The sequence below is a fragment of the Labrys sp. E2SS-1L genome (assembly GCF_057073705.1).
The window spans coordinates 4,824,208-4,848,942 of record NZ_CP172712.1; the positions used below are offsets into that span (position 1 = coordinate 4,824,208).

The 24,735-nt window shown below is 64.8% G+C and carries 22 protein-coding genes; 15 read left to right on the forward strand and 7 right to left on the reverse strand.

The genetic code is table 11. From position 1 onward, the window contains the following. The first annotated feature begins 127 nt into the window (after positions 1 to 127). From ACIGJE_RS22590 to ACIGJE_RS22605, 4 genes are all read left to right on the forward strand, one after another. Positions 128 to 1,498: an IS1182 family transposase gene (locus ACIGJE_RS22590; protein WP_311943922.1), complete on the forward strand. Its 1,371-nt coding sequence runs from the start codon at positions 128 to 130 to the stop codon at positions 1,496 to 1,498. A 195-nt stretch (positions 1,499 to 1,693) separates the two neighbouring features. Continuing rightward, entirely contained in the window at positions 1,694 to 2,311 is a 618-nt protein-coding gene (locus tag ACIGJE_RS22595; RefSeq protein ID WP_415080632.1) for a DNA-3-methyladenine glycosylase I, read from the forward strand. 2 nt (positions 2,312 to 2,313) lie between these two features. Continuing rightward, positions 2,314 to 2,922, forward strand: coding sequence for an HD domain-containing protein (locus ACIGJE_RS22600; RefSeq protein WP_415080630.1), 609 nt, complete (start codon positions 2,314 to 2,316; stop codon positions 2,920 to 2,922). A 5-nt stretch (positions 2,923 to 2,927) separates the two neighbouring features. Beyond that, a complete protein-coding gene (locus tag ACIGJE_RS22605) occupies positions 2,928 to 3,437 on the forward strand; it encodes a tyrosine phosphatase family protein (protein WP_311942438.1) in 510 nt (169 codons plus the stop codon). Positions 3,438 to 3,630: 193 nt separating this feature from the next. Here the strand turns inward: ACIGJE_RS22605 and ACIGJE_RS22610 are convergent, their stop codons facing one another. The 3 genes from ACIGJE_RS22610 to ACIGJE_RS22620 all read right to left on the reverse strand — a co-directional run bounded on the left by ACIGJE_RS22610 (position 3,631) and on the right by ACIGJE_RS22620 (position 8,670). Further along, entirely contained in the window at positions 3,631 to 4,167 is a 537-nt protein-coding gene (locus ACIGJE_RS22610; RefSeq protein ID WP_483678735.1) for a hypothetical protein, read from the reverse strand. Positions 4,168 to 4,173: 6 nt separating this feature from the next. After that, entirely contained in the window at positions 4,174 to 6,954 is a 2,781-nt protein-coding gene (locus ACIGJE_RS22615) for a DUF2339 domain-containing protein (protein WP_415080627.1), read from the reverse strand. A gap of 315 nt (positions 6,955 to 7,269) precedes the next feature. Continuing rightward, positions 7,270 to 8,670, reverse strand: coding sequence for a cell wall hydrolase (locus tag ACIGJE_RS22620; protein WP_311942210.1), 1,401 nt, complete (start codon positions 8,668 to 8,670; stop codon positions 7,270 to 7,272). Positions 8,671 to 8,816: 146 nt separating this feature from the next. Between ACIGJE_RS22620 and ACIGJE_RS22625 the strand changes: the two genes are divergently transcribed. Next, positions 8,817 to 9,653: a uracil-DNA glycosylase gene (locus ACIGJE_RS22625; protein ID WP_415080625.1), complete on the forward strand. Its 837-nt coding sequence runs from the start codon at positions 8,817 to 8,819 to the stop codon at positions 9,651 to 9,653. Between the two features lie 237 nt (positions 9,654 to 9,890). Next, on the forward strand, positions 9,891 to 10,793 hold the full coding sequence (gene ypfJ, locus ACIGJE_RS22630) for a KPN_02809 family neutral zinc metallopeptidase (RefSeq protein WP_367626599.1): 903 nt from the start codon (positions 9,891 to 9,893) through the stop codon (positions 10,791 to 10,793). A gap of 289 nt (positions 10,794 to 11,082) precedes the next feature. Here the strand turns inward: ypfJ and ACIGJE_RS22635 are convergent, their stop codons facing one another. Together ACIGJE_RS22635 and ACIGJE_RS22640 are read right to left on the reverse strand one after the other, a co-directional pair. Next, entirely contained in the window at positions 11,083 to 12,339 is a 1,257-nt protein-coding gene (locus ACIGJE_RS22635) for a Gfo/Idh/MocA family protein (RefSeq protein WP_376717749.1), read from the reverse strand. 70 nt (positions 12,340 to 12,409) lie between these two features. Continuing rightward, positions 12,410 to 13,150 (reverse strand): GntR family transcriptional regulator, encoded by a 741-nt coding sequence (locus ACIGJE_RS22640; RefSeq protein WP_311942198.1) that lies wholly within the window; start codon positions 13,148 to 13,150, stop codon positions 12,410 to 12,412. Between the two features lie 119 nt (positions 13,151 to 13,269). Here ACIGJE_RS22640 and uxaC point away from each other — a divergent pair, with 119 nt between their 5' ends. From uxaC to ACIGJE_RS22675, 7 genes are all read left to right on the forward strand, one after another. After that, positions 13,270 to 14,670 carry a glucuronate isomerase gene (gene uxaC / locus ACIGJE_RS22645; protein ID WP_415080622.1) on the forward strand — a complete coding sequence of 467 codons (1,401 nt, stop codon included), beginning with the start codon at positions 13,270 to 13,272 and terminating at the stop codon, positions 14,668 to 14,670. Between the two features lie 128 nt (positions 14,671 to 14,798). Continuing rightward, positions 14,799 to 16,082 carry an ABC transporter substrate-binding protein gene (locus tag ACIGJE_RS22650; RefSeq protein ID WP_415080620.1) on the forward strand — a complete coding sequence of 428 codons (1,284 nt, stop codon included), beginning with the start codon at positions 14,799 to 14,801 and terminating at the stop codon, positions 16,080 to 16,082. A gap of 5 nt (positions 16,083 to 16,087) precedes the next feature. Then, entirely contained in the window at positions 16,088 to 17,035 is a 948-nt protein-coding gene (locus ACIGJE_RS22655; protein WP_415080618.1) for a carbohydrate ABC transporter permease, read from the forward strand. Beyond that, entirely contained in the window at positions 17,025 to 17,894 is an 870-nt protein-coding gene (locus tag ACIGJE_RS22660) for a carbohydrate ABC transporter permease (protein ID WP_415080616.1), read from the forward strand. The genes ACIGJE_RS22655 and ACIGJE_RS22660 overlap by 11 nt, the downstream gene beginning before the upstream one ends. A gap of 120 nt (positions 17,895 to 18,014) precedes the next feature. Beyond that, on the forward strand, positions 18,015 to 19,025 hold the full coding sequence (locus ACIGJE_RS22665) for a Gfo/Idh/MocA family protein (RefSeq protein WP_415080614.1): 1,011 nt from the start codon (positions 18,015 to 18,017) through the stop codon (positions 19,023 to 19,025). Then, positions 19,025 to 20,092 carry a Gfo/Idh/MocA family protein gene (locus ACIGJE_RS22670; RefSeq protein WP_415080612.1) on the forward strand — a complete coding sequence of 356 codons (1,068 nt, stop codon included), beginning with the start codon at positions 19,025 to 19,027 and terminating at the stop codon, positions 20,090 to 20,092. Before ACIGJE_RS22665 ends, ACIGJE_RS22670 begins: the two co-directional genes overlap by 1 nt. A gap of 181 nt (positions 20,093 to 20,273) precedes the next feature. Then, on the forward strand, positions 20,274 to 21,353 hold the full coding sequence (locus ACIGJE_RS22675; protein WP_415080610.1) for an ABC transporter ATP-binding protein: 1,080 nt from the start codon (positions 20,274 to 20,276) through the stop codon (positions 21,351 to 21,353). 98 nt (positions 21,354 to 21,451) lie between these two features. Here ACIGJE_RS22675 and ACIGJE_RS22680 read toward each other — a convergent pair whose 3' ends face one another. Then, a complete protein-coding gene (locus tag ACIGJE_RS22680) occupies positions 21,452 to 21,967 on the reverse strand; it encodes a glycosyltransferase family 2 protein (RefSeq protein ID WP_415080609.1) in 516 nt (171 codons plus the stop codon). A gap of 183 nt (positions 21,968 to 22,150) precedes the next feature. Here ACIGJE_RS22680 and ACIGJE_RS22685 point away from each other — a divergent pair, with 183 nt between their 5' ends. Beyond that, positions 22,151 to 23,275, forward strand: a complete 1,125-nt coding sequence (locus ACIGJE_RS22685; RefSeq protein ID WP_415080608.1) for a PA0069 family radical SAM protein — start codon at positions 22,151 to 22,153, stop codon at positions 23,273 to 23,275. A gap of 58 nt (positions 23,276 to 23,333) precedes the next feature. Here the strand turns inward: ACIGJE_RS22685 and ACIGJE_RS22690 are convergent, their stop codons facing one another. Beyond that, positions 23,334 to 23,786, reverse strand: coding sequence for a hypothetical protein (locus ACIGJE_RS22690; RefSeq protein ID WP_311942170.1), 453 nt, complete (start codon positions 23,784 to 23,786; stop codon positions 23,334 to 23,336). Between the two features lie 186 nt (positions 23,787 to 23,972). On the opposite strand from ACIGJE_RS22690, the gene ACIGJE_RS22695 reads away from it, so the two are divergent. Then, on the forward strand, positions 23,973 to 24,545 hold the full coding sequence (locus ACIGJE_RS22695; protein ID WP_311942167.1) for a ribonuclease HII: 573 nt from the start codon (positions 23,973 to 23,975) through the stop codon (positions 24,543 to 24,545). The last annotated feature ends 190 nt before the right edge of the window (positions 24,546 to 24,735 follow it).

Sequence of the window (24,735 nt, forward strand, 5' to 3'; positions counted from 1 at the left end):
GAACTAATATAGGTGGCATTGCCGCCCTGGCAAGGAAAGGCTCGGAGGGCCTTCTCCCCTTGCGGGAGAAGGCTCAGACTGCTGACAAACCAGTAGCGTTAGTCAGCAGTTTTTGATTCAGTGGGTCATGTTGAAGAAACCCGGCCCCGAGCAGACGGCGATCGAGATGGTTACGCTCGATGCGCTTGTTCCCAAGGATCATCTGCTGCGCAAGATCGACGCGGTGATCGACTTTTCCTTCATCCATGATCGCGTGTCGGGGCTTTACTGTGCGGACAATGGCCGTCCTCCGCTGGACCCGACCTTGATGTTCAAGGCGTTGTTCATCGGCTACCTGTTCGGCATCCGCTCGGAGCGCCAGTTGGTGCGCGAGATCGAAGTGAACGTGGCCTATCGCTGGTTTCTGGGGCTCAAGCTGATGGCGCCGGTGTTCGACGCCTCGACGTTGTCGCAGAACCGGCGCCGGCGCTACAACGACACGGATGTGGCTCAGGCCATCTTCGATGCCATCGTGGAGCAGGCGATCGGACATGGGCTTGTGGATGGCAAGGTGCTGTACACGGACTCCACCCATCTGAAGGCGAATGCCAACGCCAAGAAGTTCGACCTAGCCCAGGTTGCCAAGTCACGAGCCGATTACTGGCAAGCCCTGGACGCGGCTGTCGAGGCGGAGCGGGCGGCGCATGGCCAGGCCCCCCTGCCGGTGCGCGAACGTGAGCCCGAGGTGAAGCAGACCAAGGTCTCGCGGGTGGATCCGGACAGCGGCTACATGGTGCGCGATGGCAAGCCCAAAGGCTTCTTCTATCTCGATCACCGCACGGTGGACGGCAAGGTCGGCATCATCACCGATACCTTTGCCTCACCCGGCAATGTGCATGACAGCATCGTCTATCTGGGCCGGCTCGACCGCCAGCGCGAGCGCTTTGCCTTGCCGGTGAAGGCGGTAGGGCTGGATGCGGGCTATGCCAGTGCTGGCATCGCCAAGGGATTGGAGGATCGAGCCATCCTGGGTGTGACCGGCTATCGTACCCCCAACCCGCCCAAGCCTGGCATGATGCGCAAGAGCCAGTTCATCTATGAGGAGGAACGGGACGGCTATCGTTGCCCGCAGGGGCAGTTGCTGGCCTATGCCACCACAGACCGCGACGGCTATCGCCAGTACGCTTCCGATCCGGCCATCTGCCGCACCTGCCCGTTGCTGGCTTCATGCACCCGCTCCGCCGACAACCGACGCGTCATCACCCGGCACGTCTGGCACGAAGCGCGCGAGCGCACCGATGCAAACCGCCTCACGCCCTATGGCAAGCTGATCTACAAACGACGAAAGGAGACGGTGGAGCGTTCCTTCGCCGATGCCAAACAGTTGCACGGCCACCGCTATGCCCGCTTCCGAAGTCTCACACGCGTGGCCTGCCAATGCCTCCTGGCCGCTGTCGCCCAGAACATCAAGCGCATCGCCACTCTGCTGGCTCCCGCTTACAGGTCAGCACCAGCCTGAAAGGGCTCTTTCTCAAAAAAGTCGATAACTCAAACCTTTGCAGCAGGCACATAAAATAACCCCGCCAAAAATGGCGGGGTTTGTCAGCGGTCTGGGCCTTCTCCCCTTGCGGGAGAAGGCTTTTCCGGCCCCAACCCGATCACGAAATGTTCTTCCCTCTTCCCGAGTCGGCTTTCGCCATGGCAAGAAGGCGGCATGGAACGCACAGTCATTCTTCATGCGGACGGCAAACAGCGCTGCCCCTGGCCCGGGCTCGATCCCTTCTATGTCGCCTATCACGACGAGGAATGGGGCGTGCCGGAATATGACGGCCGCGCCCTCTATGAAAAGCTCATCCTCGACGGCTTCCAGGCGGGGCTGTCCTGGATCACCATCCTACGCAAACGCGCGCGCTTCCGCGAGGTGTTCGACGATTTCGAGCCGGCCAAGATCGCGCTTTACGGGCCGGAAAAGGTCGAAGCCCTGATGGCCGATCCCGGCATCGTGCGCAATCGCGCCAAGGTGGAAGGCACCATCATCGGCGCCCGCCTCTGGCTGGAAATCGAGGAACGCCAGGGCTTCTCGCACTATCTATGGGACTTCCTCGACGGCCGCCCCCTGCAGAACACCCTGCGCACCACGGCCGATGTCCAGGCTGAGACGCCGCTGTCTCAGAAGATCTCCAAGGACCTCAAGGCACGCGGTTTCAAATTCGTCGGCCCCACCATCGTCTATGCCTTCATGCAGGCGGTCGGCATGGTCAACGACCATCTCGTCGACTGCTTCCGCTATGCCGAATGCGCCGAGCTCGGCAAGGCGGGACATCCGGGCTGACCATGGCACGCGTGAAGAAAGCGACTCCCCATCGGGCCTGGCAACGCATGCTGTCGGGCCGGCGGCTCGATTTGCTCGATCCCTCCCCGCTCGACATCGAGATCGAGGATATCGCCCATGGCCTGGCCCGGGTCGCGCGCTGGAACGGCCAGACCAGCGGCGACGCCATCTTCTCGGTGGCCCAGCACAGCGTGCTCGTGCTCGACGTGCTCGATGCGATGGAGCCTGCCCAGTCCGATGCGGTCAGGCTGATGGTGCTGCTGCACGACGCGCCCGAATATGTGATCGGCGACATGATCTCGCCGTTCAAGGCGGTGATCGGCGAGAGCTACAAGAGCGTGGAGGCCCGCCTGCTCGGGGCCATCCATCTGCGCTTCGGCCTGCCGACCGCTCCCCCGCCGGCAATCAAGGCGCTGACCAAGAAGGCCGACACCGTGGCCGCCTTCCTCGAGGCGACCCAGCTTGCCGGCTTCGGCATCGAGGAATCCTGCCGTATCTTCGGCGATCCGCGCCCCCTGCCCCGGCCGATGGACCAGACGCGGCTGGTGCCCCTGCCGGCGGCCGAGGCCCAGCAAGCCTTCCTCGAGCGTTTTGCTCAGATCTTCCGGTGACCGCCATGCAAATCAATGTCTGTTCGCTCTCCCGCCTCGAAGCCACCGTTGCCGCCACGGGCGCCCGCCAGATCCTGACCCTGATCAATGCCGGCACCAAGGTGATCCGCCCCGTCACGATCGAGGAGGACCGCCACCTTTTCCTGAGCATGAACGATATCGTCGAGCTCGCGGAAGAGGGGCAGATCCTGCCTGGCGAGGACCACCTCTCCCAGCTTCTCGCCTTTGCCCGGGCCTGGGACCAGGCGACGCCGCTGGTGGTGCATTGCTATGCCGGGGTCAGCCGTTCGACGGCAGCGGCCTTCACGGTCGCCTGCGCCCTCAACCCGTCACTCGACGAGCATGAGCTGGCGCAGACCATCCGCCGGCTGTCGCCCACCGCCACCCCGAACCGCCGCATCGTGGCGCTGGCGGATATGCGGCTCGGCCGCAATGGCCGCATGCTGGCTGCGATCGACGCCATCGGCCGTGGCGAGGATTGCTTCGAAGGCGTGCCTTTCGCCTTGCAGTTGTAGGGCGTATCGACAGGAAAGCACCGCTCGGCAGCCCACCCAAAAAAGAGGCCCGGCGCGGGGGCCAGGCCAGGGGAAGGTCAAACATCGCATTGCCGTCGAGGAACGGACAGCTCGATGGCCGCGACCATGGCGCAGGCCGATGACGGGCCGATGACACCGAATGCGCGGCCTGCGGGACGGAAGGCCTCTGCTTTCAGGTTTCGCGCGACCAGGTAGCAGGAGCCGCATAGGGCGAGCCACCCACATCGGCATAGAGCTGGCGGTTGCGCCGCCAGTCGGGATGATAGTTGCGCAGCATGAAGATGCGGAAGCGTTCGGCGGCCGAGGCTTTCGCCTCGGGCGTGACATAGCCGGCATTCTCGGCGGCCAGCGCTTCCAGAGCGCCGAGATCGTCGGCGGCGATGTACAGGCGCAGCAGGGAGAACTCGCCGCTGACATCGCTTTCATGGCTGAACGCCCAGTCCACGCCAACACCCTGCAGCCGCCCGATGGCCGAAAGGAAGGCGGGATCCGCCGTCCAGGCCGCGCGTCTTGCCTCATATGCGGCCTCGAACCGAGCAACCTCCTCGGGTGGCGGATTGCCTTGCGTCCGGTCCAGCCAGATGTCGTCGGCCAGCCTGCCATGGTTTTGGTGCTGTCGGGCGAACTGGCTTGCGGCAAAGTTCAACAAGACGATTCCCGGCTTGAGACGCTGCAAGACATTGTCGGGACATGGTTCGATACCAGCCATCCACTGCTACTGCCGCGGTTCCTGCCCGGATCCGAGTTTGGGTCCGAACAACAGGCGCTGATAGACGAGGCCGATGCCGATCAGGGCGACGCCGAGCCCCATGAAGGACAAGGCACGCCAGATCCCTTCCAGCTCCGACATGTCGAACAGGAAGGCCTTGGCAACCGCGAGCATGATCACGATGGCCGAACCCAGACGGATTGCGCGCGCCTTCGCCCAGATGCCGAGGGCGAGCAGCATCAGGCCGTAGAGCAGCCAGGCGATGGTGTACCCCCAATTCTCGGCCGAAGAGATCGTGTCGAAATCGGGCACGCCATCGGCGAAGATCTTGCGCACCTCGAGCGTGACATAGACAAAGCCCAGTACGAAGGCACAGACCCCGCATAGCAGGGCGAAGGGCGCATTCTCCATGCCCAAATTCTTGTTTTCACCCTGGCCGACGGCGCGGCCATACCAGTGCCAGAACAGCGCCGCCGCTCCCGCCAGCAGCGCCGGCAGGGCATAGCCGGGCAGCAAGGTGTTGAAGAGGACGCCGCCGCCAATCATCTCGCCACTGACGGCAGGATTGGCGGTGATCAATGGCCCCGAGACCGTCAGGCAAAGCGCGATGATGACGCTGATCGGTGCCGCCGCTCGATACACCACGCTGGTGGTCGCCCCGGAGCGATAGACCAGCGCCATCGATGCGGCAAAGGCGAGCGCCGTGTAGAGCCCGGCCTCGGCGAGGGACATGCCGGGATGGGCGGCTTCCTCGGCGCCGCGCAGGCCGAGGCGGATGGCAAAGACCACCGCCACGCAGGCGAGCAGGATAGCGCCGAGATCGAGGATGGCGGCGGGAATGTCCGCCTTGCGCCGGCGCAGGAGAATGCCGCCATAGTAGAACGCCGCGGCCGGTACGGCATAACGCAGCACGATATCCGGCCAATCCGGGAAGCGTTCGAGGCTGGCACCGGCCAGGGTCCAGGCTCCACCCATGCGCGCCAGCACCAGCAGGACGAATCCGGCCGCGCACCAGCGCAGGGCCGGCAGCGGCCGCAGGGTCGAGACCCAGGCCGCACCGAGCGCCGACAGGCCGAAAGCCAGGGTGAGCGGGGAATCGGTGATCAGGAAGGTGAGCGTCAGCGCCACTGCCGAAGCGCTCGCGACGGCATGGAGGGAGGAACCCGCCCCCGATGCCTCATCCTGCGCCGCCTGCCCCTCGAGCCTCAGGAAACGCTCGGTCGTCGCGGCAAACAGCAGCGCAAGCCCGGCCGCCACGGCCCCGAAGGGCAGGCTGGCACGAAGACTCTCGATGCGCAGATAGGCGATCGCCAGGGCGAAGATCGGGGTTGCCGTCCCCGCCAGTGCCAGCGCCAATGCCGGCCGTTGCGGCCTTGGATGGCGCATCAGGCTGATCGTGGTGGCCAGCAACAGCACGGCAGCCGGAATGATCGCGATCTCAAGATAGGCCTGGAGCGCGTCCGGCATCAGGAAGGGCAGATAGAGGTGGCCTGGCACCACCACCAATGGTTCGGCGGCAATCTGCCCACCGATCGGCCAGATCCACAGGCAGGCAAGCCCTGCCAGGCCTGCGATTACGGCCGCCGGGGCCAGCGCGTCGAAAGCGAGCGCAGCCGCCAGCGCCAGTGCCATCACGATCAGCAAGGTGGCAAGCGAGGCATGCCCGAACACATCCGCGCCGGCAAAGGAGACGGCCAGGACCGCAAGGCCCGCGACCGCGCCGAGGCCAATGGGATCGAAACGCTGATAGGTCTTGCCGTGATGGGGCTCGTAGATCAGCACCGCGCCGACCAAGGCGGACAAAGCGAGGATGTAGAACACCATGGCGCCGGTGTCCTCGCCCATGATGCTTCCCAGGACGAAGCCATAGCAGAAGGCAGCGATACCAGCGGCGATGGCGAGCCAGCGCCAGAGCCGAATACGGGCCAGCATGAAGGCGGCTGCCGTCACCACCACGACATAGAGGGCGAGAGCCCAGGGATTGGGCTGGTTCGAGGACACCAGCAGGGGCGCGCCATAGGCGCCGACAAGGCCGAGGCCGGCGAGCCAGGGACCATGCAGCGCCGCCGCATACATGGTGGCGATGCCGACCAGGCCGAGCAGGACGAAGGCCTGCGCCGGGCTGAGGAAGTCATAGAGCGCATAGGCGGCATAGACGGTTGCGAACAGGGCGACCGTGCCCGCGGCCGTAACCACGCCGGGAATGTAGGCCGCCTGTTTCGCGGCGGGCGCCACGGGCCGGCGCCTCAGATATTCGCCGCCAGCGATCAGCGCCAGGGAGAAGGCAAGACCGGCCAGGATGCGCGCACCGGGACCGAGAAGCTCCTCCTCGATGGCATACCGCACCAGGAAGGCACCGCCGAGCGCAAGCGCCAGCCCTCCGACCCAGACGGCCCAGCGCGTGCCGAGCTTCTCCTCGAGGCTGACCTTGGGCCTGTCCGGCGCCGCGCGGCCTGCAGTCTGTGCGGAAGCCGCCGGCTCCGGCCGAGCCGGCGCCAGTTCGACAGTCGACGGTTTGTCGACAGGCGCGACAGCGGGAACCGACGCAGCCGCTTCCCGTACGGGTTCAGCGGCCCTTTTCCCCTCGGTCGGCGCCGGAGAGGCCGGCGTAGCGGCCCTGACGGCGTCGCCCGGCACCGGGCGCTGGCCCGCCAGCTGGCGAACCCTTTCCTCCAGTTCCTGCACCCTGCGCCTGAGGCCAAGCGTCATCACAAAGGCAACGATCGCCAGCACCGGAAAGGCGAGCACCAGGAGGCCGATGAGGAGGAAGGCACTTTCTTCGGACATGCTCACCCGTGGCAGGTCATTACAGCGCGGGCTCCGCGCGGAGTCAGGATGTGATCGCCGACGATCGGCCCGGCAATCGAGGTTGCTTGATCACGGACAAGGTCTTTGCCGTCACTGCAAGCGTAGCGCGCCAATGCAGCAGCAACAATTGCCGCATCGATGATCTTGGGTTTGCTTCACGACGCTCGCATCGACGATGCGATAAACATGCCATCAACAAACGCAACTTCGATGCCAGCCATACGCGAGAATTCGGCTCTCGGGTATCCCGCCGGATACAGGACCTGTGGACGTCCTCTCCAGGAGAGTTGCCGGTCACGCCCACCATTTGACGCGATAGAAGATATGCTTGCCGATCTTGTCCTTCTCCCGCATGTCGCGCACCCAGCGCGGACGGACATAGTTGGCGTGATAATGCGTGGCGTTGCCGACTTCGGGGATCCAGTCCTTGGCGTTCATCACCCGCTCGGCAAGGACCAGGGCCTGTTCCCAGGGCTCCTTCTCGGTCACCTTGTCGGCGACGAGATCGCAGGCGAAGGAGAACTGGCAGCCGCCATAGCGCTTGTTGCTGGCGCCCTGATAGACCACGTCGCAGACATTCTTGGGATAGAAGGGTGAGCGCAGGCGGTTGATGATGACCTGGGCCACGGCCACCTGCCCCTCGCGGCTCTCGCCGCGTGCCTCGAAATAGATCGCCGTCGCCAGACACATCTGTGCCTTGGTGAACGCGGCCGGCGGCAGGTCGAGCGGGCGGGCCTTGCCGTCGTCCAGCCCTGGCAGGCCGGCGATGCGCGATTTCTTCTGCGCATCGGTCAAGCCTTCGTCGCTGCCGATCTCAGGCAGGGTCTGGGCATCGTCGGGCGTCATCACCGGCTGTACGTTCGCCAAGGTCATGGAAGATTGGGCCACCACCGGCTGGAGGGCACCCGGCTCGGCCATGGCGAGCTCGACAGGCAGCGCTTCGTCGGCACGGGTGGTGCTGCTGGTCAAACTGGCAAGATCGGGACGGCTCGCCGCCGGCGACATGCCGCCGGCCGGCGCCAGCGAATGATCGAGAGGGACGGCGCCGTCGTGCCCGCCGAGCTCGGCGTCGGCGATCGAGAGCCGTTCGGCAAGCTTGGTGACCACGATGGCGCTGAGCCGGGACGGCTGGAATTGCTGCAGGCCCTCGGCGGTCTCGGGCGGCTGGAGCTTGCGCGACAGACGCCCCATCGGCCTTGCACCTGTCTTGGGCATCAGCACATGCGGATCGCCCGATACCATATAGGCGACGTTCTCTCCGGCACCCCGGTCCGGCCGGCGGTCGCCCTTGGCGGTCCGGATCACCTCGGGCCAGATCGTCATGCCCTTCTTGGTGGCGTCACGGATCGGCGCGCTGGGTGGACCGACATCGTCGGGAAGCGGCATGAAATCGCTTCGGCTCGGCGTCAGTGTCAGGCTGGCCGGCATGGCGCGCAGCGTGAAGCCGTCTCCGAAGGCCGCCTGCGGCGCCGAGCCGATATCGGCAAGGCTGAGCTGCGGCATCGCGAACAGGCCGGCTCGCATCACCGAGGCACGCCGGGCGCCGAGCACACCCACGCCGCCCTGCAAGGCGCCATGCATGCTGGCGGCAACGGCCGGGCTCGCCTGCACGGCTGTCGAGCGGCGATACATCATCGTGCTGGTGGCTCCGGCGCAGAGCAGAAGGGCGATGATGACGGGCCGGCGCAGCAGCATGGACGAGACTCACAGGTTCAACCAACACGGCGTCGCCGATGAGCCCATTGATGATGCATTAACCTTGATGGGGAGTTAACAGAGGCTGCCAGCCTGTTCCAACTCTGGAAGCTTTGCTCTATCCTTTCGCCATGATGTCCGCGTCCATGCCTCCCGAACAGATCGTCGCGTTGCTGCAATGGTATGCCGATATGGGCGTGGACGTGGCGATCGGGGACGAGCCGCTCGATCGCTTTGCCGAGAGCGCCCAGGCTACCCCCGCCTCCTCCCCCATGCGTTCCGCGCCCAATCCCGATCCGGCGCGCAGGCCTCCTGCTGCCACGGCGCAGCCCCGCATGGCCTCCCCGGCACCGACCCTGCTCACCACCTCTCCGGACGCGGTGGAACTGGCGGCCCGCGAACAGGCGCGCAGTGCCCGCACGCTGGACGAATTGCGGGACCTGCTCGAGCGCTTCGACGGCTGCGCCCTCAAGGCCACGGCCAACCGTCTCGTCTTTGCCGACGGTGCTCCCGACGCCAAGGTGATGTTCGTGGGCGAAGCACCCGGACGAGACGAGGACATCCAGGGCAAACCCTTCGTCGGCCGCTCCGGCCAGTTGCTCGACCGCATGCTGACTGCCATAGGGCTCGACCGCACCAAGGCCTATATCGCCAATGTCGTGCCCTGGCGTCCGCCCGGCAATCGCGATCCCACCCCGCAGGAAACCACGATCTGCCGTCCCTTCATCGAAAGGCAGATCGAGCTGGTCGCCCCCAAGGTCCTGGTCTGCCTCGGTGCCCGCAGCGCCCAGGCGTTGCTCGGCGTCACCGACGGTATCCTGAAACTGCGCGGGCGCTGGCTCGACTATGATCTCGGCGGCCAGCGCATCCGGGCGATCGCCACGCTGCATCCGGCCTATCTGCTGCGCCAGCCGGTGCAGAAGCGCCTGGCCTGGCGCGACTTCCGCGCCATCCGCACCGCCCTGGAGCAGGATGCGCCCTGAGGCAAACGCCCCTTTGGCTCCTTTTTTCGCCGGGAGAGTGCTGTCGTTTACCGCTGCTTGTACCAAACAAGAGGGCACATTTTGGGAAAACTATATTTCCTTACGTAAGCACCACCTAGAACCCCTGTAACAGGCTTTGCGAAGACATATTTATTGGGTATGGCTTGCACAGCACAAATCACCGTGCCGGCCCGACATCGGTGAAAGGCCGGCATCCGGGGAGCAGGAGACAGGGCGATGAAACTCGACGATATGCGCGCATCCGACAATGTCGACGATCGTCGCGGCGAAGGCGGTGGTTTCGGCGGCGGTGGCGGCGGCGGAGGCTTCCCGGGTGGACGGGGCGGCATCGGCCTGGGCGGCCTGGTGATCGTGGCCGCGCTCTATTTCCTCGTCGGCCCCGAAGCGGCCTTCAATGCCCTGCAGGGCCTCAGCGGCGGAGGCGAGCCGCAGGTCCAGGAACAGCAGCAGCCACGCCCCTCCAGCCAGGCAGGCGGCGCCAACGACGCTTCGGGAACCTTCGTGCGCAAGATTCTGGGCTCGACCGAAGATACCTGGACCAAGCTGTTCCAGGAACAGGTCCGGGGCAAGAGCTACCAGCCGACCCAGCTGGTGCTGTTCAGCGGCGTAACGCGTTCGGCCTGCGGCACGGCGCAATCGGCCATGGGCCCGTTCTATTGCCCGAATGACAAGAAGGTCTATCTCGACACGGAATTCTTCGACGAGATGCGCAACCGCTTCAACGCCTGCCCGGCCGGCCAGGGCGCCTGCGCCTTCGCGCAGGCCTATGTGATCGCGCATGAAGTCGGCCACCACGTGCAGGACGAACTCGGCCTCCTGCGCGAAGGCGGGGCCGGGGCCGGCGGCGCTTCGGTGCGCCAGGAACTGCAGGCCGATTGCCTGGCCGGCGTCTGGGCCAACCGTACCCAGCAGGATTTCAAGTTCATCGAACAGGGCGACATCGAAGGCGCGCTGCAGACGGCCCAGGCCATCGGCGACGACATGCTGCAGAAGAAGATGCAGGGCTATGTCGTGCCCGACAGCTTCACCCATGGCACGGCTGCCCAGCGCCAGCGCTGGTTCGTTACCGGCCTGAAGAGCGGCCAGATCCGCTCCTGCGACACCTCCGGCGCCATCTGAGGGGAATACTTCACTCCCTTGTTATTGAGGTCGCGCAGCCCCTCACCGTACCTCTCCCCGTAAGAACGGGGCGAGGGGACTTTGACGTCGAGTTTATGCCGAAAACCTCTCATCTCGCCCAACGGTGGGGCGAGATGAGAGCTCCGAAGATCAATCGCAACACTTGCGCCTCCTCGCCCCGTTCTTACGGGGAGAGGTACGGTGAGGGGCAGCACCGCCCCCGTAAACTCATTCGATTTCAGGCGGTATGCAAAGATTCAGGTCAGAAAACGAGGACCCGTCCTCCCGTTCAGGCTGGCAGGCCTCCGAGCTCAGCCAGCCTGACCGGGCGTCCCGACTTCATGCTGGCCAGCGCCGCCGCCCCGCACAGCATCGACATCGCACCGGCCAGCGCGCCGGCGCGCTGGCCGAGCGGATCGGCCATGCCCGGGCGCAGCAGCATGTCGCGCAGGCGGTCGTCGCCCCCGAAATGCCCGCCACCGGCATGCGGCACCCTGATACGCTCGACATCGCCGAAATTGCGCATCAGCACGATCTCGTCATGGTCGGGCGTCGCGAAGGCCTGGCGCTCATATTGGCGAACCTCGATGCGCCCCCTGGTGCCGTTGAAGGCCAGGTGATAGCCCTCGATCGGCATGAAGGTGTTGAGGGAATAGGACACGATCACCTCGTTCTCGAAGCGCAGCATCGCCGTCATGGTATCGGCGATGTCGATGTCCTCGCGATAGACGCAGCCGTCGCGCACATAGCCGTCCTCGGCCGACGGATCCTCGTAGAGCATGGTCAGCCAGGGATCCCCGCTCATGTCGAAATAGAAGTCGCAATCCTGGGCATGGACGCAGGTCTGGCAACGCTCGCCGCGGAACGGCCCGTTGCGACCGTAATTGCGCTGGGTGCCGAAGGCGGAGACCTCGCGCGGCACCGAGTCCAGATACCAGTTGAGCAGATCGAAATGATGGGTGGCCTTGTGCACGAACAGGCTGCCCGAATGAGCCTCCTTGGCGTGCCAGCGGCGGAAATAGTCGGCGCCATGCTGGGTGTCGAGATACCAGTGGAAATCGACCGAGGTGACGGTGCCGATGGTCTCCTCGCGCAGCAATTGCTTGATGCGGGCGGCCGTGGGCGCGAAACGATAGTTGAAGGTCACGTCGACGGGGCGGCCGGTGCGTGCCTCGGCTTCGAGGATGCGGCGGCACTTTTCCGGCGTGGTGGTCATCGGCTTTTCGGTGATCACCCGGCAGCCCGCCTCGAGCGCCTTGACGATGATCTCGTCATGGGTGTCGTCACGGCTGCAGACGATGACGATCTCCGGCTTCACGCTCGCCAGCATCTCGTCGACGTCGGTGTAGACGGGTGCATTGGTGCCGATCGCGGTGCGCGCGGCCGTGGCCCGCATCTCGTTGACGTCGCAGATCGCCACGAACTCGGCCCGGTCGCGCCAGCCTTGCAGCAATTCCTTGCCCCACATACCCGCGCCGCGATGGCCGGTGCCGACCAGGGCCACCCGATGCCGCTCGGCCCCTTCCTCATGTCTCGTCGCTTGCATCGTCATAGCGTTTCCTCATGCGGTTCTGGCTGTTGACGGCGCCCGGGAACGGGATCCTTCTCCGGAGCGCTCAGACGAAATAATCGGGATATTGCAAACGCAGCCTGTCGATATCGGGAACCACGGCGCTCAGATGGGCCTTCATGGCCCTGCTGGCCACCTCGACGTCGCGGCGGGCGATGGCATCGCGGATGAAGCTGTGCTCGGCGATGACCTGATGCATCCGGCCCGCCACCGGCAGGGTCAGCCGCCGTGCCCGGTCCATCTGGACCTTGATCTGGCGCAGCAGGCGCGGAATGCTGGGATAGCCGGCGATCTGGGCAATGGCCTGATGAAAGGCTTCGTCCGCCTCGTGAAAGGCATCTTTGTCGCTGAGATCGGCCAGCAGGCGCTGACGCGCCAGGATGGCGTCGATCGTGGCGATATCGGCTTGCGTGGCGATCTCGATCAGGCGCCGCACCGCCGTGTCCTCCAGGGACTGGCGGATCACCACCGCCTCCGGAATAGCGGCCACCGGCACCCGCGAGACGAAGGTTCCCGATTGCGGGAAGATATCGACCAGGCCGTCCTCTGCCAGGCGGATCAGGGCCTCGCGCACCGGCGTCTTGCTCACGCCGAAACGCTGGGTCAGCGCCTTTTCCTGCAAAGGCGTGCCGGGCACCAGGCGCATGCCGAGGATCGCCTCGCGCAGATCATCATAGATCAGGGTCGCCGTGGTAACGCGCGGCCGCCTCGGGCGAACGCCGGACTGCGCCGCCTTGCCTCGCGCCGTCAGGATTTCCAGCGAATGGCTCGTGTCCTGGCTCTCCATGGCCCCGGCCTGATGCGACCTCTCGCGGCATCGCGATGATCAGATTTTGACACACTAGTATCTTAGTGTTAAAGCCAACGTCAAGAGGAGACGCCAACCAGAACAGGGCCGAGCCCCGCATGGCACTTCATCCAGACAGGCTTTTGCCGATCGAACCGGACGCCAGGGCCATTGCGCGCCGCCTCTATGGGCAGGTGGCAGGCCTGCCGATCCTCTCCCCGCATGGTCATACCGACCCCAATTGGTATGCCGAGGATGCGGCCTTCCCCGACCCTGCCACGCTATTCGTCAAGCCGGACCACTACATCACCCGCATGCTCTATTCGCAGGGCGTGCGGCTGGAAGCGCTCGGCATTCCCAGCCGCGATGGGACTGATGTCGAAGCCGATGGCCGCAAGATCTGGCGGCTGTTCGCCGACCATTGGTACCTGTTCCGGGGCACGCCGAGCCGCTTGTGGTTCGAGCATTCGCTGGAGAGCGGCTTCGGCATCACCGAGCGCCTGGCACCCGGCAATGCCGACCGCCTTTACGATGAGATCGCGACCGCGCTGCAACGGCCGGAATTCCGCCCGCGCGCGCTCTATGACCGCTTCAATATCGAGGCGATCTCTACCACGGACAGCGCCACCGACGCCTTGAAGGCCCATCAGGCCATTCGTGCCTCCGGCTGGAAGGGACGTGTCCTGCCGGCCTATCGCCCCGATGCCGTCGTCGACGCCGACCGCGCCGATTTCCGCAGCCAGGTTCGCCATCTCCTCGATCTCACCGGACAGCCAGCCACATGGGACGGCTATCTGATGGCGCATCGCGAACGCCGCGCCTTCTTCAAGTCGCTGGGGGCGACCTCGACCGATCACGGCCATCCCAGCGCCCGCACGGCCGATCTCGACAGGGCCGATGCTATGGCACTGTTCGCTCGTCTGCTTGCCGGCCCAGCCTCGGCCGCCGATGCCGAGTTGTTCCGGGCGCAGATGCTCACCGAAATGGCACGGATGAGCCTCACGGACGGGCTCACCATGCAGATCCACCCGGGCTCCCACCGCAACCACAATCCGGCGCTGTTCACCCGTTTCGGTCCCGATGTCGGTGCCGATATTCCGAGGCAAACCAGCTATGTCGAGGCGCTGAAGCCTCTCCTGGACGCCGTCGGCAACGAGCCCGGTCTCACCATCGTGCTCTTCACCCTGGACGAAACGGCCTTCAGTCGGGAACTCGCGCCCCTCGCCGGCCATTATCCGGTGCTTCGGCTCGGGCCGCCCTGGTGGTTCCTCGACAGCCCGGAGGGCATGCGCCGGTTCCGTGAACTCGCGACCGAGACGGCAGGCTTCTACAACACGGTCGGCTTCAACGACGATACCAGGGCCTATCTGTCGATCCCGGCTCGCCACGACATGGCTCGCCGCGTCGACTGTGCCTTCCTCGCCCGGCTGGTCGCCGATCATCGCCTGGAGGAGGACGAGGCCGCCGAGATCGCCGTGGACCTTGCCTATAACCTCGCCAAGCGCGCCTACAAACTCTGACATTGCATGCCGTGGCGGCGCGTAATGTCACGTAACGTCATATCGATATCGAAACGCACGAGTACAAAGACAGGAACGCAGAAAAACCGGCCTTCGACCACCCAAACGGACCGGAAAAGGGGGAAGCCATGAGTGCCCATCTCGTCAGTCGTCGTGCCATGCTGGGAGCCGGATGCGGATTTGCCGCCTCCATCATGCTGGGCAGCCCGGTCCGGGCCCAGGACAAGCAACTGAGGGTATTCTGGTGGGGCTCGCAGGAGCGGGCCGATCGCACCAACAAGGCGGTGGACGCCTTCCGGGCCGCCAATGCCGGTATCGACACCAAGACCGAATTCACCGGATGGAGCGACTACTGGCCCCGTCTCGCCACGCGGGTCGCCGGACGCAATGCGCCGGACCTGGTGCAGATGGATTACCGCTATATGTTCGAATATGCCCGCCGCGGCGCGATCGTGCCGCTCGATCAATATCTGGGCAATCTTCTCGACATCACCGATTTCGGCAAGACCAATCTGGGATCCTGCAGCGTCGACGGCAAGCTTTACGGCATCAATCTCGGCGTCAATTCTTCCGCCATGGCCCTTGACGGGGCCGCCTGGCAGCAGACGGGCGTGGAGCCGCCGAAATTCGGGACGAGCTGGGAAGAATTCGCCAGCAAATGCGAGGCCTTCGGCAAGGCCAACAAGCGCAAGAAGTTCTACGCTTCCGTCGATGCCAGCGGCCTCGAGCCGGCCTTCGAGCTCTGGTTGCGGCAGCGGGGCAAGGCTCTCTATGACGACAAGGGCGCGCTTGCCTTCGATGCCAAGGACGCGGCCGACTGGTTCAAGCTGTGGGGCGCCCTGCGGGATTCCGGCGGTTGTGTCACCGCCGACATCCAGGCTCTCGACAAGCTGACGCTGGAGACTTCGCCGCTGGCCCTCGGCTATGCCGCTGCCAGTTTCCTGCATTCCAACCAGTTCATCGGCGCCCAGCAGCTCAGCAAGGCCAAGCTCTCGATCACGGCCTATCCCGTCACGACCGGCGGCAAGCCCGGCCACTATCTCAAGCCCTCGCAGATGTGGTCGGTCTCCTCGGATACCAAGGCGCCGGAGCTTGCCGTCAAGCTGGCCAACTTCACAGTACATGATCCGGCCGGCGTCAAGATCCTCGGCGTGGAACGGGGCGTGCCTGCCTCGCCCGCCATGCGCGACCTCGCGGCCGCCTCGCTCGACGAGGTCAGCAGGCAGATGGTCGATTATGTCGGCAAGCTCGACCCCTATGTCGGCCCCCTTCCCCCCGCCCCGCCCAAGGGCGCCGGCGAGATCTCCTTCGTGCTGCTGCGCATCAGCCAGGAGGTCGCCTTCGGCACGACAGCCGAGCAAGGGGGCGAACAATTCGTCACGGAAGCCGAGTCAATCCTGAAGCGGGGCTGACCGCCATGGCCCCGACGACCCTGGCCTCGACCACTCTAGCCCGTCCGAGCGAGATCTCCGAAAGCCGGTTGCGGCAGGCCCTGCGCCGCAACGCCGCCGGCTATTTGTTCCTCGCCCCTTGGCTGCTCGGCTTTCTCGGCCTGACGCTGGGGCCGGCCTTAGCCTCGCTCTATCTGTCCTTCACCAATTACGACCTGCTGCAAAGCCCTCAATTTGCCGGCACCGCCAATTATGTGCGCATCGCCACCGCCGATCCGAAATTCGCGGCGGCGATGAAGGTGACCTTCACCTACGTCCTCCTGTCGGTGCCGCTCAAGCTGATCTTCGCCTTGGCCCTGGCCATGGCCTTCAATCGCGGCATTCGCGGATTGCCGTTCTATCGCGCCATCTTCTACCTACCCTCGCTGCTCGGCGCCTCCGTGGCGATCGCGGTGCTCTGGCGCCAGCTCTTCGCCGCCGACGGCCTCGTCAATTCGCTGCTTGCGCTCGTCGGCATCGATGGGCCGAGCTGGATCTCCAATCCACGCTATTCGCTCTACACGCTGGTGGCGCTCTCGGTCTGGCAGTTCGGCTCGCCCATGATCATCTTCCTGGCGGGCCTGCGCCAAATTCCGCAGGACATGTACGAGGCCGCAAGCCTGGACGGCGCCTCCAAGGCCCGGCAGTTCTTCAAGATCACCTTGCCGCTGCTCACCCCGGTGGTGTTCTTCAATTTCGTCATCCAGACCATCGAGGCCTTCAAGGCCTTCACGCCCGCCTTCATCATCTCCGAAGGCAATGGGGGCCCGATCAACTCGACCCTGTTCTACACGCTCTATCTCTACCAGGAAGCCTTCGGCTATTTCCGCATGGGCTATGCCTCGGCGCTGGCCTGGATCCTGGTGCTGATCATCGCCTTCTTCACCGCCTTCTCCTTCCTCACCGCGCGCTATTGGGTGCATTATGACGACTGATGCCGCCGCCGTGCACGCACCGGAGCGCTCGATCCTGCGTTCCGCCCTGATCCACGCCGCCCTGATCGGCACCTCCTTCGTGATGCTCTATCCCCTGCTCTGGATGCTGGCGGGCTCGGTGCGGCCGGCCGACGACATTTTCGGCGGCCAGACCTCGCTGATCCCTTCCCAGGTCTCGATCCGGGCCTATCAGACCGGCTGGTTCGGCCTGCAGGTGAGCTTCGGTACGTTCTTCCTCAACTCGCTGGCGATTTCCGTGTTGGCGACCATCGGCAACGTCATGGCAGCCTCGCTGACGGCCTATGCCTTCGCGCGGCTGCAGTTCTCCGGCCGGAATTTCTGGTTCGCCCTGATGCTGGGCACGCTGATGCTGCCCTACCACGTCACCCTTATTCCCCAATATGTGCTGTTCCTGAGCATGGGCTGGGTCAACACCTGGCTGCCGCTGGTGGTGCCCAAATTCCTGGCCGTCGACGCCTTCTTCATCTTCCTGATGGTGCAGTTCTTCCGCGGCCTGCCGCGCGAGCTCGACGAAGCCGCGATGATGGATGGCTGCAGCGCCTGGCGCATCTATTGGAAGATCGTGCTGCCGCTTTCCGTCCCCGTGCTCGCCACCGCCGCCATCTTCTCCTTCATCTGGACCTGGGAGGACTTCTTCGGGCCGCTGATCTATCTGGGTGACATCCACACCTACACCGTGCAGCTCGGCCTCAGGTCCCTGGTCGATGCCAGCGGCACCTCCGACTGGGGCGCCCTCTTCGCCATGTCGGTGCTCTCCCTGATCCCGATCTTCCTGGTCTTCCTGTTCTTCCAGCGCCTTCTGATCGAGGGCATCGCCACCACCGGCATGAAACGCTGACATCGGGAGCAAAATGCGTTCAAGCCAAAACCTTCGTTCGACTTAACACACTGGGAACAGGCGCATTTTGCGATTCTGGTGATTTAATCTGCAAGTAAAACGCCCGAGCGGATAATTGATATGAGACCTTTGAAATTTGCCATCATCGGCATCAATCACGACCATATCCACGGCCAGATCGCGGCGCTCAGGCGCGCCGGCGCAGTTTGTACCGGCTTTCACGCAGCCGAGGACAATCTCGCGGCCGCTTTTGCCGCGACCTATCCCGAGATACTGCGCGTCGCCGAGGCGGCGAAGCTCTATGAGGATCCTGCGATCGACGTCATCGTCAGCGCCGCCATTCCAGGCGACCGCGCCGATGTGGCAATCAAAGCCATGCGCCACGGCAAGGACGTGCTGCTCGACAAGCCGGGCATGACGAGCATCGACCAGCTCGAAAGCGTGCGCCTGGTTCAGGCCGAGACCAGGCGCATCCTCTCCATCCTCTATTCGGAACATTTCGAGGTGCCCGCCACCGTGAAGGCCGGCGAACTGGTGGCCTCGGGCGCCATCGGCGACATCGTGACCATGGCCGGGCTCGGCCCGCATCGCCTGCGCAAGCCGCAGCGGCCGGGCTGGTTCTTCGAGCGCGAACGCTATGGCGGCATCCTCGTCGATATCGGCGCCCACCAGTTCGAGCAATTCCTGTTCTTCACCGGTGCGGAGGACGCCGACATTCTCTCGGCCTCCGTCGGCAATCGCGCCAATGCCGACAAGCCCGGCCTGCAAGATGTCGGCGATGTCCACCTGCGCACGCCTGAGGGCGTCACCGGCTATATCCGCGTCGATTGGTTCACGCCTGACGGCCTGCCGGTATGGGGCGATGGACGACTCTTCATCACCGGCACGCAAGGCACCATCGAGCTGCGCAAATATGTCGACGTCGCCGGCCGTCCCGGTGGAGACCATCTCTTCCTGACTGACCGGAAGGGCATGCAGCATATCGATTGTTCGGCGGTCGAACTTCCCTTCGGCCGGCAGTTCATCGCCGATGTCTTCGAACGCACCGAGACAGCCATGCCGCAGGCCCGTTGCTTCAAAGCGATGGAACTCGCCCTCAAGGCCCAGCAACGAGCCGAGGAGGCCGCGTGATGGGCGAGATCAAATCCGTCGCCGTGGTCGGGCTGAACATCGGCCGCTCGCATATCGCCGAGGCCTATGAGCCACGCCCCGAGCGCTGGCGTCTCGCCGCCGTCTGCGATCGCAACCAGGAGCGCCTCGATGCAGTGGCCGACGAATTCTCCGCCGAGAGCCGCACGCTGCATTTCGACGAACTTCTCAAGCGCGACGATATCGACGTGATCGACATCGCCACGCCGCCAGCCACCCATTTCGATCTGGTCAGCCGGGCCCTCGCGGCGGGCAAGCATGTCGTCTGCGAAAAGCCGCTGGTGGGCTCGCTGCACGAGGCTGACCTCCTGGCCAATGCCCAGGCCCAGAGCGGCCAGATCCTGATGCCGATCTTCCAGTACCGCTTCGGCGAGGGGGTACAGAAGGCCAGGCGCATCATCGAGTCGGGACTGGCCGGCAAGCCCTATCTCGGCACCGTCGAAACCCATTGGAGGCGCACGCCCGACTATTATGCCGTCTATTGGCGCGGCAAGTGGGACACCGAGCTCGGCGGCGTGCTGATGACCCATGCCATCCACCAGCATGACATGATGACCTATCTGATGGGCCCGGTGCGCCGGTTGTTTGCCCGCGCGACCACGCGGGTCAATGCCATCGAGGTGGAAGATTGCGTTTCCTCGTCCTGGGAAATGGAAAATGGCGCGCTGGTGGCCGCCAGCGCCACTTTGGGCTCGCAGAACGAGATTTCGCGGCTGCGCCTATGTTTCGAAAACGTCACCTTCGAAAGCGGCGGCGAGGCCTATTCGCCAGGCGACGAACCCTGGACCATCCTGCCGGCGAACGAGGCCGTAGCCGCCGATATCAAGGATCTCGTCGCCGACCTGCCCCCGGTCGGCCGCCGCTTCCTCGGGCAGATGGACGCTTTCCATGAGGCGCTGCATAGCCGCGGACCGGTGCCGGTCACGGTCGATGATGCGCGCCGGGCGCTGGAACTGGCGACTGCCTTCTATCACTCGGCCCAGACCGGCAGCGACGTCAAGCTGCCGATCGGGCCGGATCACCCCAAATATCGCGGTTGGCGGCCTTAGAGAACCGCCCGCAAATGAGGACGTGTCATCCCCGGCACGGCCAACGGCCGTGGGAAGGGGATCCAGGGGCCGTTGGACACACCTAATAGTCCCTGGATCCCCTTCCCGGGGTCTACGACCCCGCCGGGGATGACAGTCCCTTGGGTTCAATCAAGTGCGAATGGCTTGTAGGGAGGACGGCATGGCGACCAGCATCAGGCTCGACAAGGTGGTGAAGCGCTATGGTTCGCTGGACGTGATTCATGGCGTCGACCTCGTCATCGAACCGGGCGAGTTCACGGTGTTCGTCGGCCCGTCCGGTTGCGGCAAGTCCACCCTCCTGCGCATGATCGCCGGGCTCGAGCCGATCTCGGGCGGCGACCTCCTCATCGACGGCGAGCGCATGAACAATGTGCCGGCCTCGCGCCGGGGCATCGCCATGGTGTTCCAGTCCTATGCTCTCTACCCCCACATGACGGTGTACAAGAACCTCGCCTTCGGCCTGGAAACCGCCGGCTGCAAGCGGGCCGAGATCGAGACGCGGGTGCGCCATGCCGCCAGGATCCTCAAGATCGAGGATTATCTGCAGCGCCGCCCCAAGGCCCTGTCCGGCGGGCAGCGCCAGCGCGTCGCCATCGGGCGGGCCATCGTGCGCGAACCGCGCATCTTCCTGTTCGACGAGCCGCTCTCCAATCTCGACGCGGAACTGCGCGTGCAGATGCGCGTGGAGATCGCCAAGCTGCACCAGGACCTCGGCAACACCATGATCTACGTGACCCACGACCAGGTCGAGGCGATGACCATGGCCGACAAGATCGTGGTGCTGCGCGACGGCGTGGTGATGCAGGTCGGTGCACCGCTCGACCTCTACAACGCACCGGCCAACCAGTTCGTGGCCGGCTTCATCGGCTCGCCCAAGATGAACTTCCTGGCCGGCCGCCTGACTGGGACCGGCGATGCGATCGAAGTCGCCGGGCAATCGGTTCGCCTCGGCGCGCCGCTGCCAGGCGCGGCGGCAGCGGCGCCCGTCACTTTCGGCGTTCGCCCCGAGCATATCCTGGTCGGCGGCGAGGCCGGCGAGCCGCTCGGCGAGGTCAAGGTCCATCTGGTCGAGCATCTCGGTGGCGAGACGGTGCTCTATGCGACCACCACGGGCGGCGAGAACCTGACCATTTCGGCCCCCGGCCAGTTGCGGGTCCGCCATGGCGAAACCGTGCCGCTACGCGCCGACCCCGCCCTCTGCCATGTCTTCGACAGCGGGGGAGCTTCGCTGCAGCGATAGGTTCCCTGGGACCGCCGGCTTCCGGCCGGCTCTTCCTTTCCGCACGTGCGACGGTTCCAAGAGCCGGCTGGAAGCCGGCGGTCCCAGGAGCGCCTGCCTCACCGCACCGTCCCCACTCCACCCGTAAAAGCACGCGCGCGCAAGGCATGAGTCCCCAAGCGCCCGCCCGCCAGCAGCGCCTTGCGCGGCGCCAGCATGGCCTGCTTCCGTCTGCGGCTACGCGACAGCTTGAGCACGATTTCGCTGAGCCTTGCGCGCCAGCCATAATCGTCGACAGCGCCACGAAACAGCATCGCAACCGGCCGGTCGTTCGCTCTTTGCAATCGCTGCATCATCACGCCGGCTTCGCGGAACCAATCGCTTTCCAGCCGGACGCCCGGCGCCATCACCAGCACCCAGTCGCTGCGGGCAGCCTCCAGCCCGGTCCTGGCATCGCCCTCGACGATGACACAACCGACCGCGTCGGCGACCAGCCGCGTGCCCTGCGACGGCCCGGATTCCGCTACCACCACCACCTCGCGCACAAAGCCATCCGCCGCCGCCGGGACAAGAGCAGCCAGCGTTTCCGCCAGCGCGACTTCCTGGCCGTTTGCGGCGATGACAACACTGATCATGGCAAGTCTGGTCCGACTGGAACGGTCACTTTTTTCAAAGGTCCGCATATCATGCACCACCGCCCGACGTGAGGGGCGCGAAGGCACGATCCTGCTCAAATGATTGGCATTTTGGTTTCGCTTGCCCGAATGTTCTCTTTTTGTTCTAATGAGAACAGAGAAATTTGATTCGCGGAGGCGGCCATGGGCGTGCCGATAAGCAAGGTCTCTCTCACCGATGCGGTGCCGGTGGGCACGACCGTTGTCGACATCGAGCGGCGGCGGGGACGCGGCGCCGGCTCCAATGCCAGCGGGCGCTTCGAGGGGCTGTCGCGCTTCATCGAGGATGACGGCTGGAACTCGATCGAGGAATTGCCGACCCTGCGCACCGAAATCCAGGAGGAGCAGGCCCGCAAGATCATCACCTTCAACGACTCGCCGGACATTTCCTTCGACCGTTCGATCAACCCCTATCGCGGTTGCGAACATGGTTGCGTCTATTGCTTCGCCCGGCCGACGCACGCGCATATGGGCCTCTCGCCGGGGCTCGACTTCGAGACCAAGCTGTTCGCCAAGCCGAATGCCGCGTCCCTCTTGGAAAAGGAGTTGGCGGCGAAGAACTACCAGCCGCGCACCATCGCGATGGGCACCAATACCGATCCCTATCAGCCGATCGAGCGCCAGCGCGGCATCACTCGTTCCATCCTGGAGGTTCTCGATAGAACCAGCCATCCGGTCGGCATCGTCACCAAATCGGGCCTGATCACGCGCGACATCGACATTCTCGCGCGTCTTGCCCGGCGTGGCCTCGTCAAGGTCGCCTTGTCGGTAACCACCCTCGACGCCAAGCTGTCCCGCTCGCTCGAACCGCGCGCGGCCACGCCGTCCCTGCGGCTGAAGGCCATGCGCCAATTGGCCGATGCCGGCATTCCCGTGACGGTGATGGTGGCGCCGATCATCCCCAAGATCAACGATGCCGAGATCGAGCGCATCCTCGAGGCGGCCCGTGCGGCTGGTGCCCGCGAGGCGGGTTACGTCATGCTGCGCCTGCCGCTGGAAATTTCGGGCCTGATGCGCGATTGGCTCAACGAGCATCGCCCCGATGCCATGAACCATGTCTTCTCGCTGATGCGCTCGAGCCGCGACGGCAAGGACTATGATTCACGCTGGGGCCTGCGCATGTCCGGCACCGGGCCCTATGCCTGGATGATCGGCCGGCGCTTCGAACTGGCAGCCGCGCGGCTCGGCATCAACGCCAGGCGGCTGAAACTGCGCACCGACCTGTTCACCCGCCCGGTGCGGATGGGCGAACAATTGGCGCTGTTCTGATCAGGCCACTCTTTCGTCCATCGGTCGCGTTGCCCGCCATCTCGACAGCGGGCGGCAATCATCCCTTGCTGTTGCCGAACCAGGACGAGCGTTGCGGCTTGGCCGGGGCAGAAGAAGGCTCGCTCACGGTGGGGCCGGGCAATTCGCTCACCGGTGTCAGGGTGGCCGAGGCCCAGAAGGAATTGCCGGCCAAGGCGTGCTCGGCGAGCTTTCGATAGGTCGCCAGGCGACGATCGATCCGCTCGCCGATGTCATAGGCGGCGAGCTCCTGGGGTGTCGGGTCACGACCGACTTCCTTCTTGAACGCCACCAGCCAGTCACGCTTGTTCTGCATGGAAAGGGAGAACGCGAGGAGGCCAACGACATCCTCCTCGTCATGCACCAGACGATCGAAAACATTGTCGGAGGCAAGGCCGGCCTTGGCCGGAGCCGGAGTTGATGCCACTTCGCTCTTGGGTTGATGGTCCTGAGAAGGCGCAACTGCCTCGATATCGGTCACGTTCTTTTGCATTCCACCTCGCCCTGCAACAAACGCTATCTGCCCAGACGCCAGCTACCGTTGTCGGCAACATGCCGTGAAATATTGCGGCTCAACTTGACACGGCAGAGATACAAAGCAAGTCACGAATTGTATCGGTACAGCTTCGACCCATCCTCCGCGCTGGACCTGTCGGCGGGAATCTTCTAACGCCAGTTCATGACAAAACTTCTTCTCGCTGGCGTCGACGAGGCTGGCCGGGGACCGCTGGCCGGCCCGGTTTCGGCAGCCGCGGTCATCCTTGATCCTGACAGAGTGCCCGTCGGCCTGGCCGATTCCAAGGTCATCACCGCAGCACGGCGCGAGGAGCTCTATCAGGAGATCATGGCGTCGGCGCTTTCGGTGTCGGTTGCCTTCTCGAGCCCGGCTTTGATCGACCGGCTCAACATCCGCGGTGCCACGCTCGACGCCATGCGGCGGGCGGTCAGGGGCCTGTCCCTGCGCCCCTCGTCGGTGGAAATCGACGGCAAGGACGTGCCGCACGGCCTGCAGCTTCCAGCCCGCGCCATCGTCGACGGCGACGCCTTGGTACCGGCCATCTCCGCCGCCTCGATCATCGCCAAGGTCACCCGCGACCGCCTGATGATCAAGCTCGCGGCCACCTACCCGCTCTATGGCTTCGAGCGTCATATGGGCTACGGCACCGCCGAACATACCGCCGCCATCGACACGCACGGCCCCTGTCCGCACCACCGCCTGACGTTTGGCAGGCTCAAGGCTTATCGGGTTTGAAGAGGAGGGACAGCGCGTCCCCCTCATCCGGCTGCCGCCACCTTCTCCCGCAAGGGGAGAAGGGATTTCATCGGGCTCGCTTTTGCCACATCCGGCCGCTTCAACATCGCGCGGCCTGTCCCACAAAGGCTCCTTCTCCCCTTGCGGGTGCCGTCAACTCCCTTGAGTTGACTAGAGGTCCCGGCAGGGG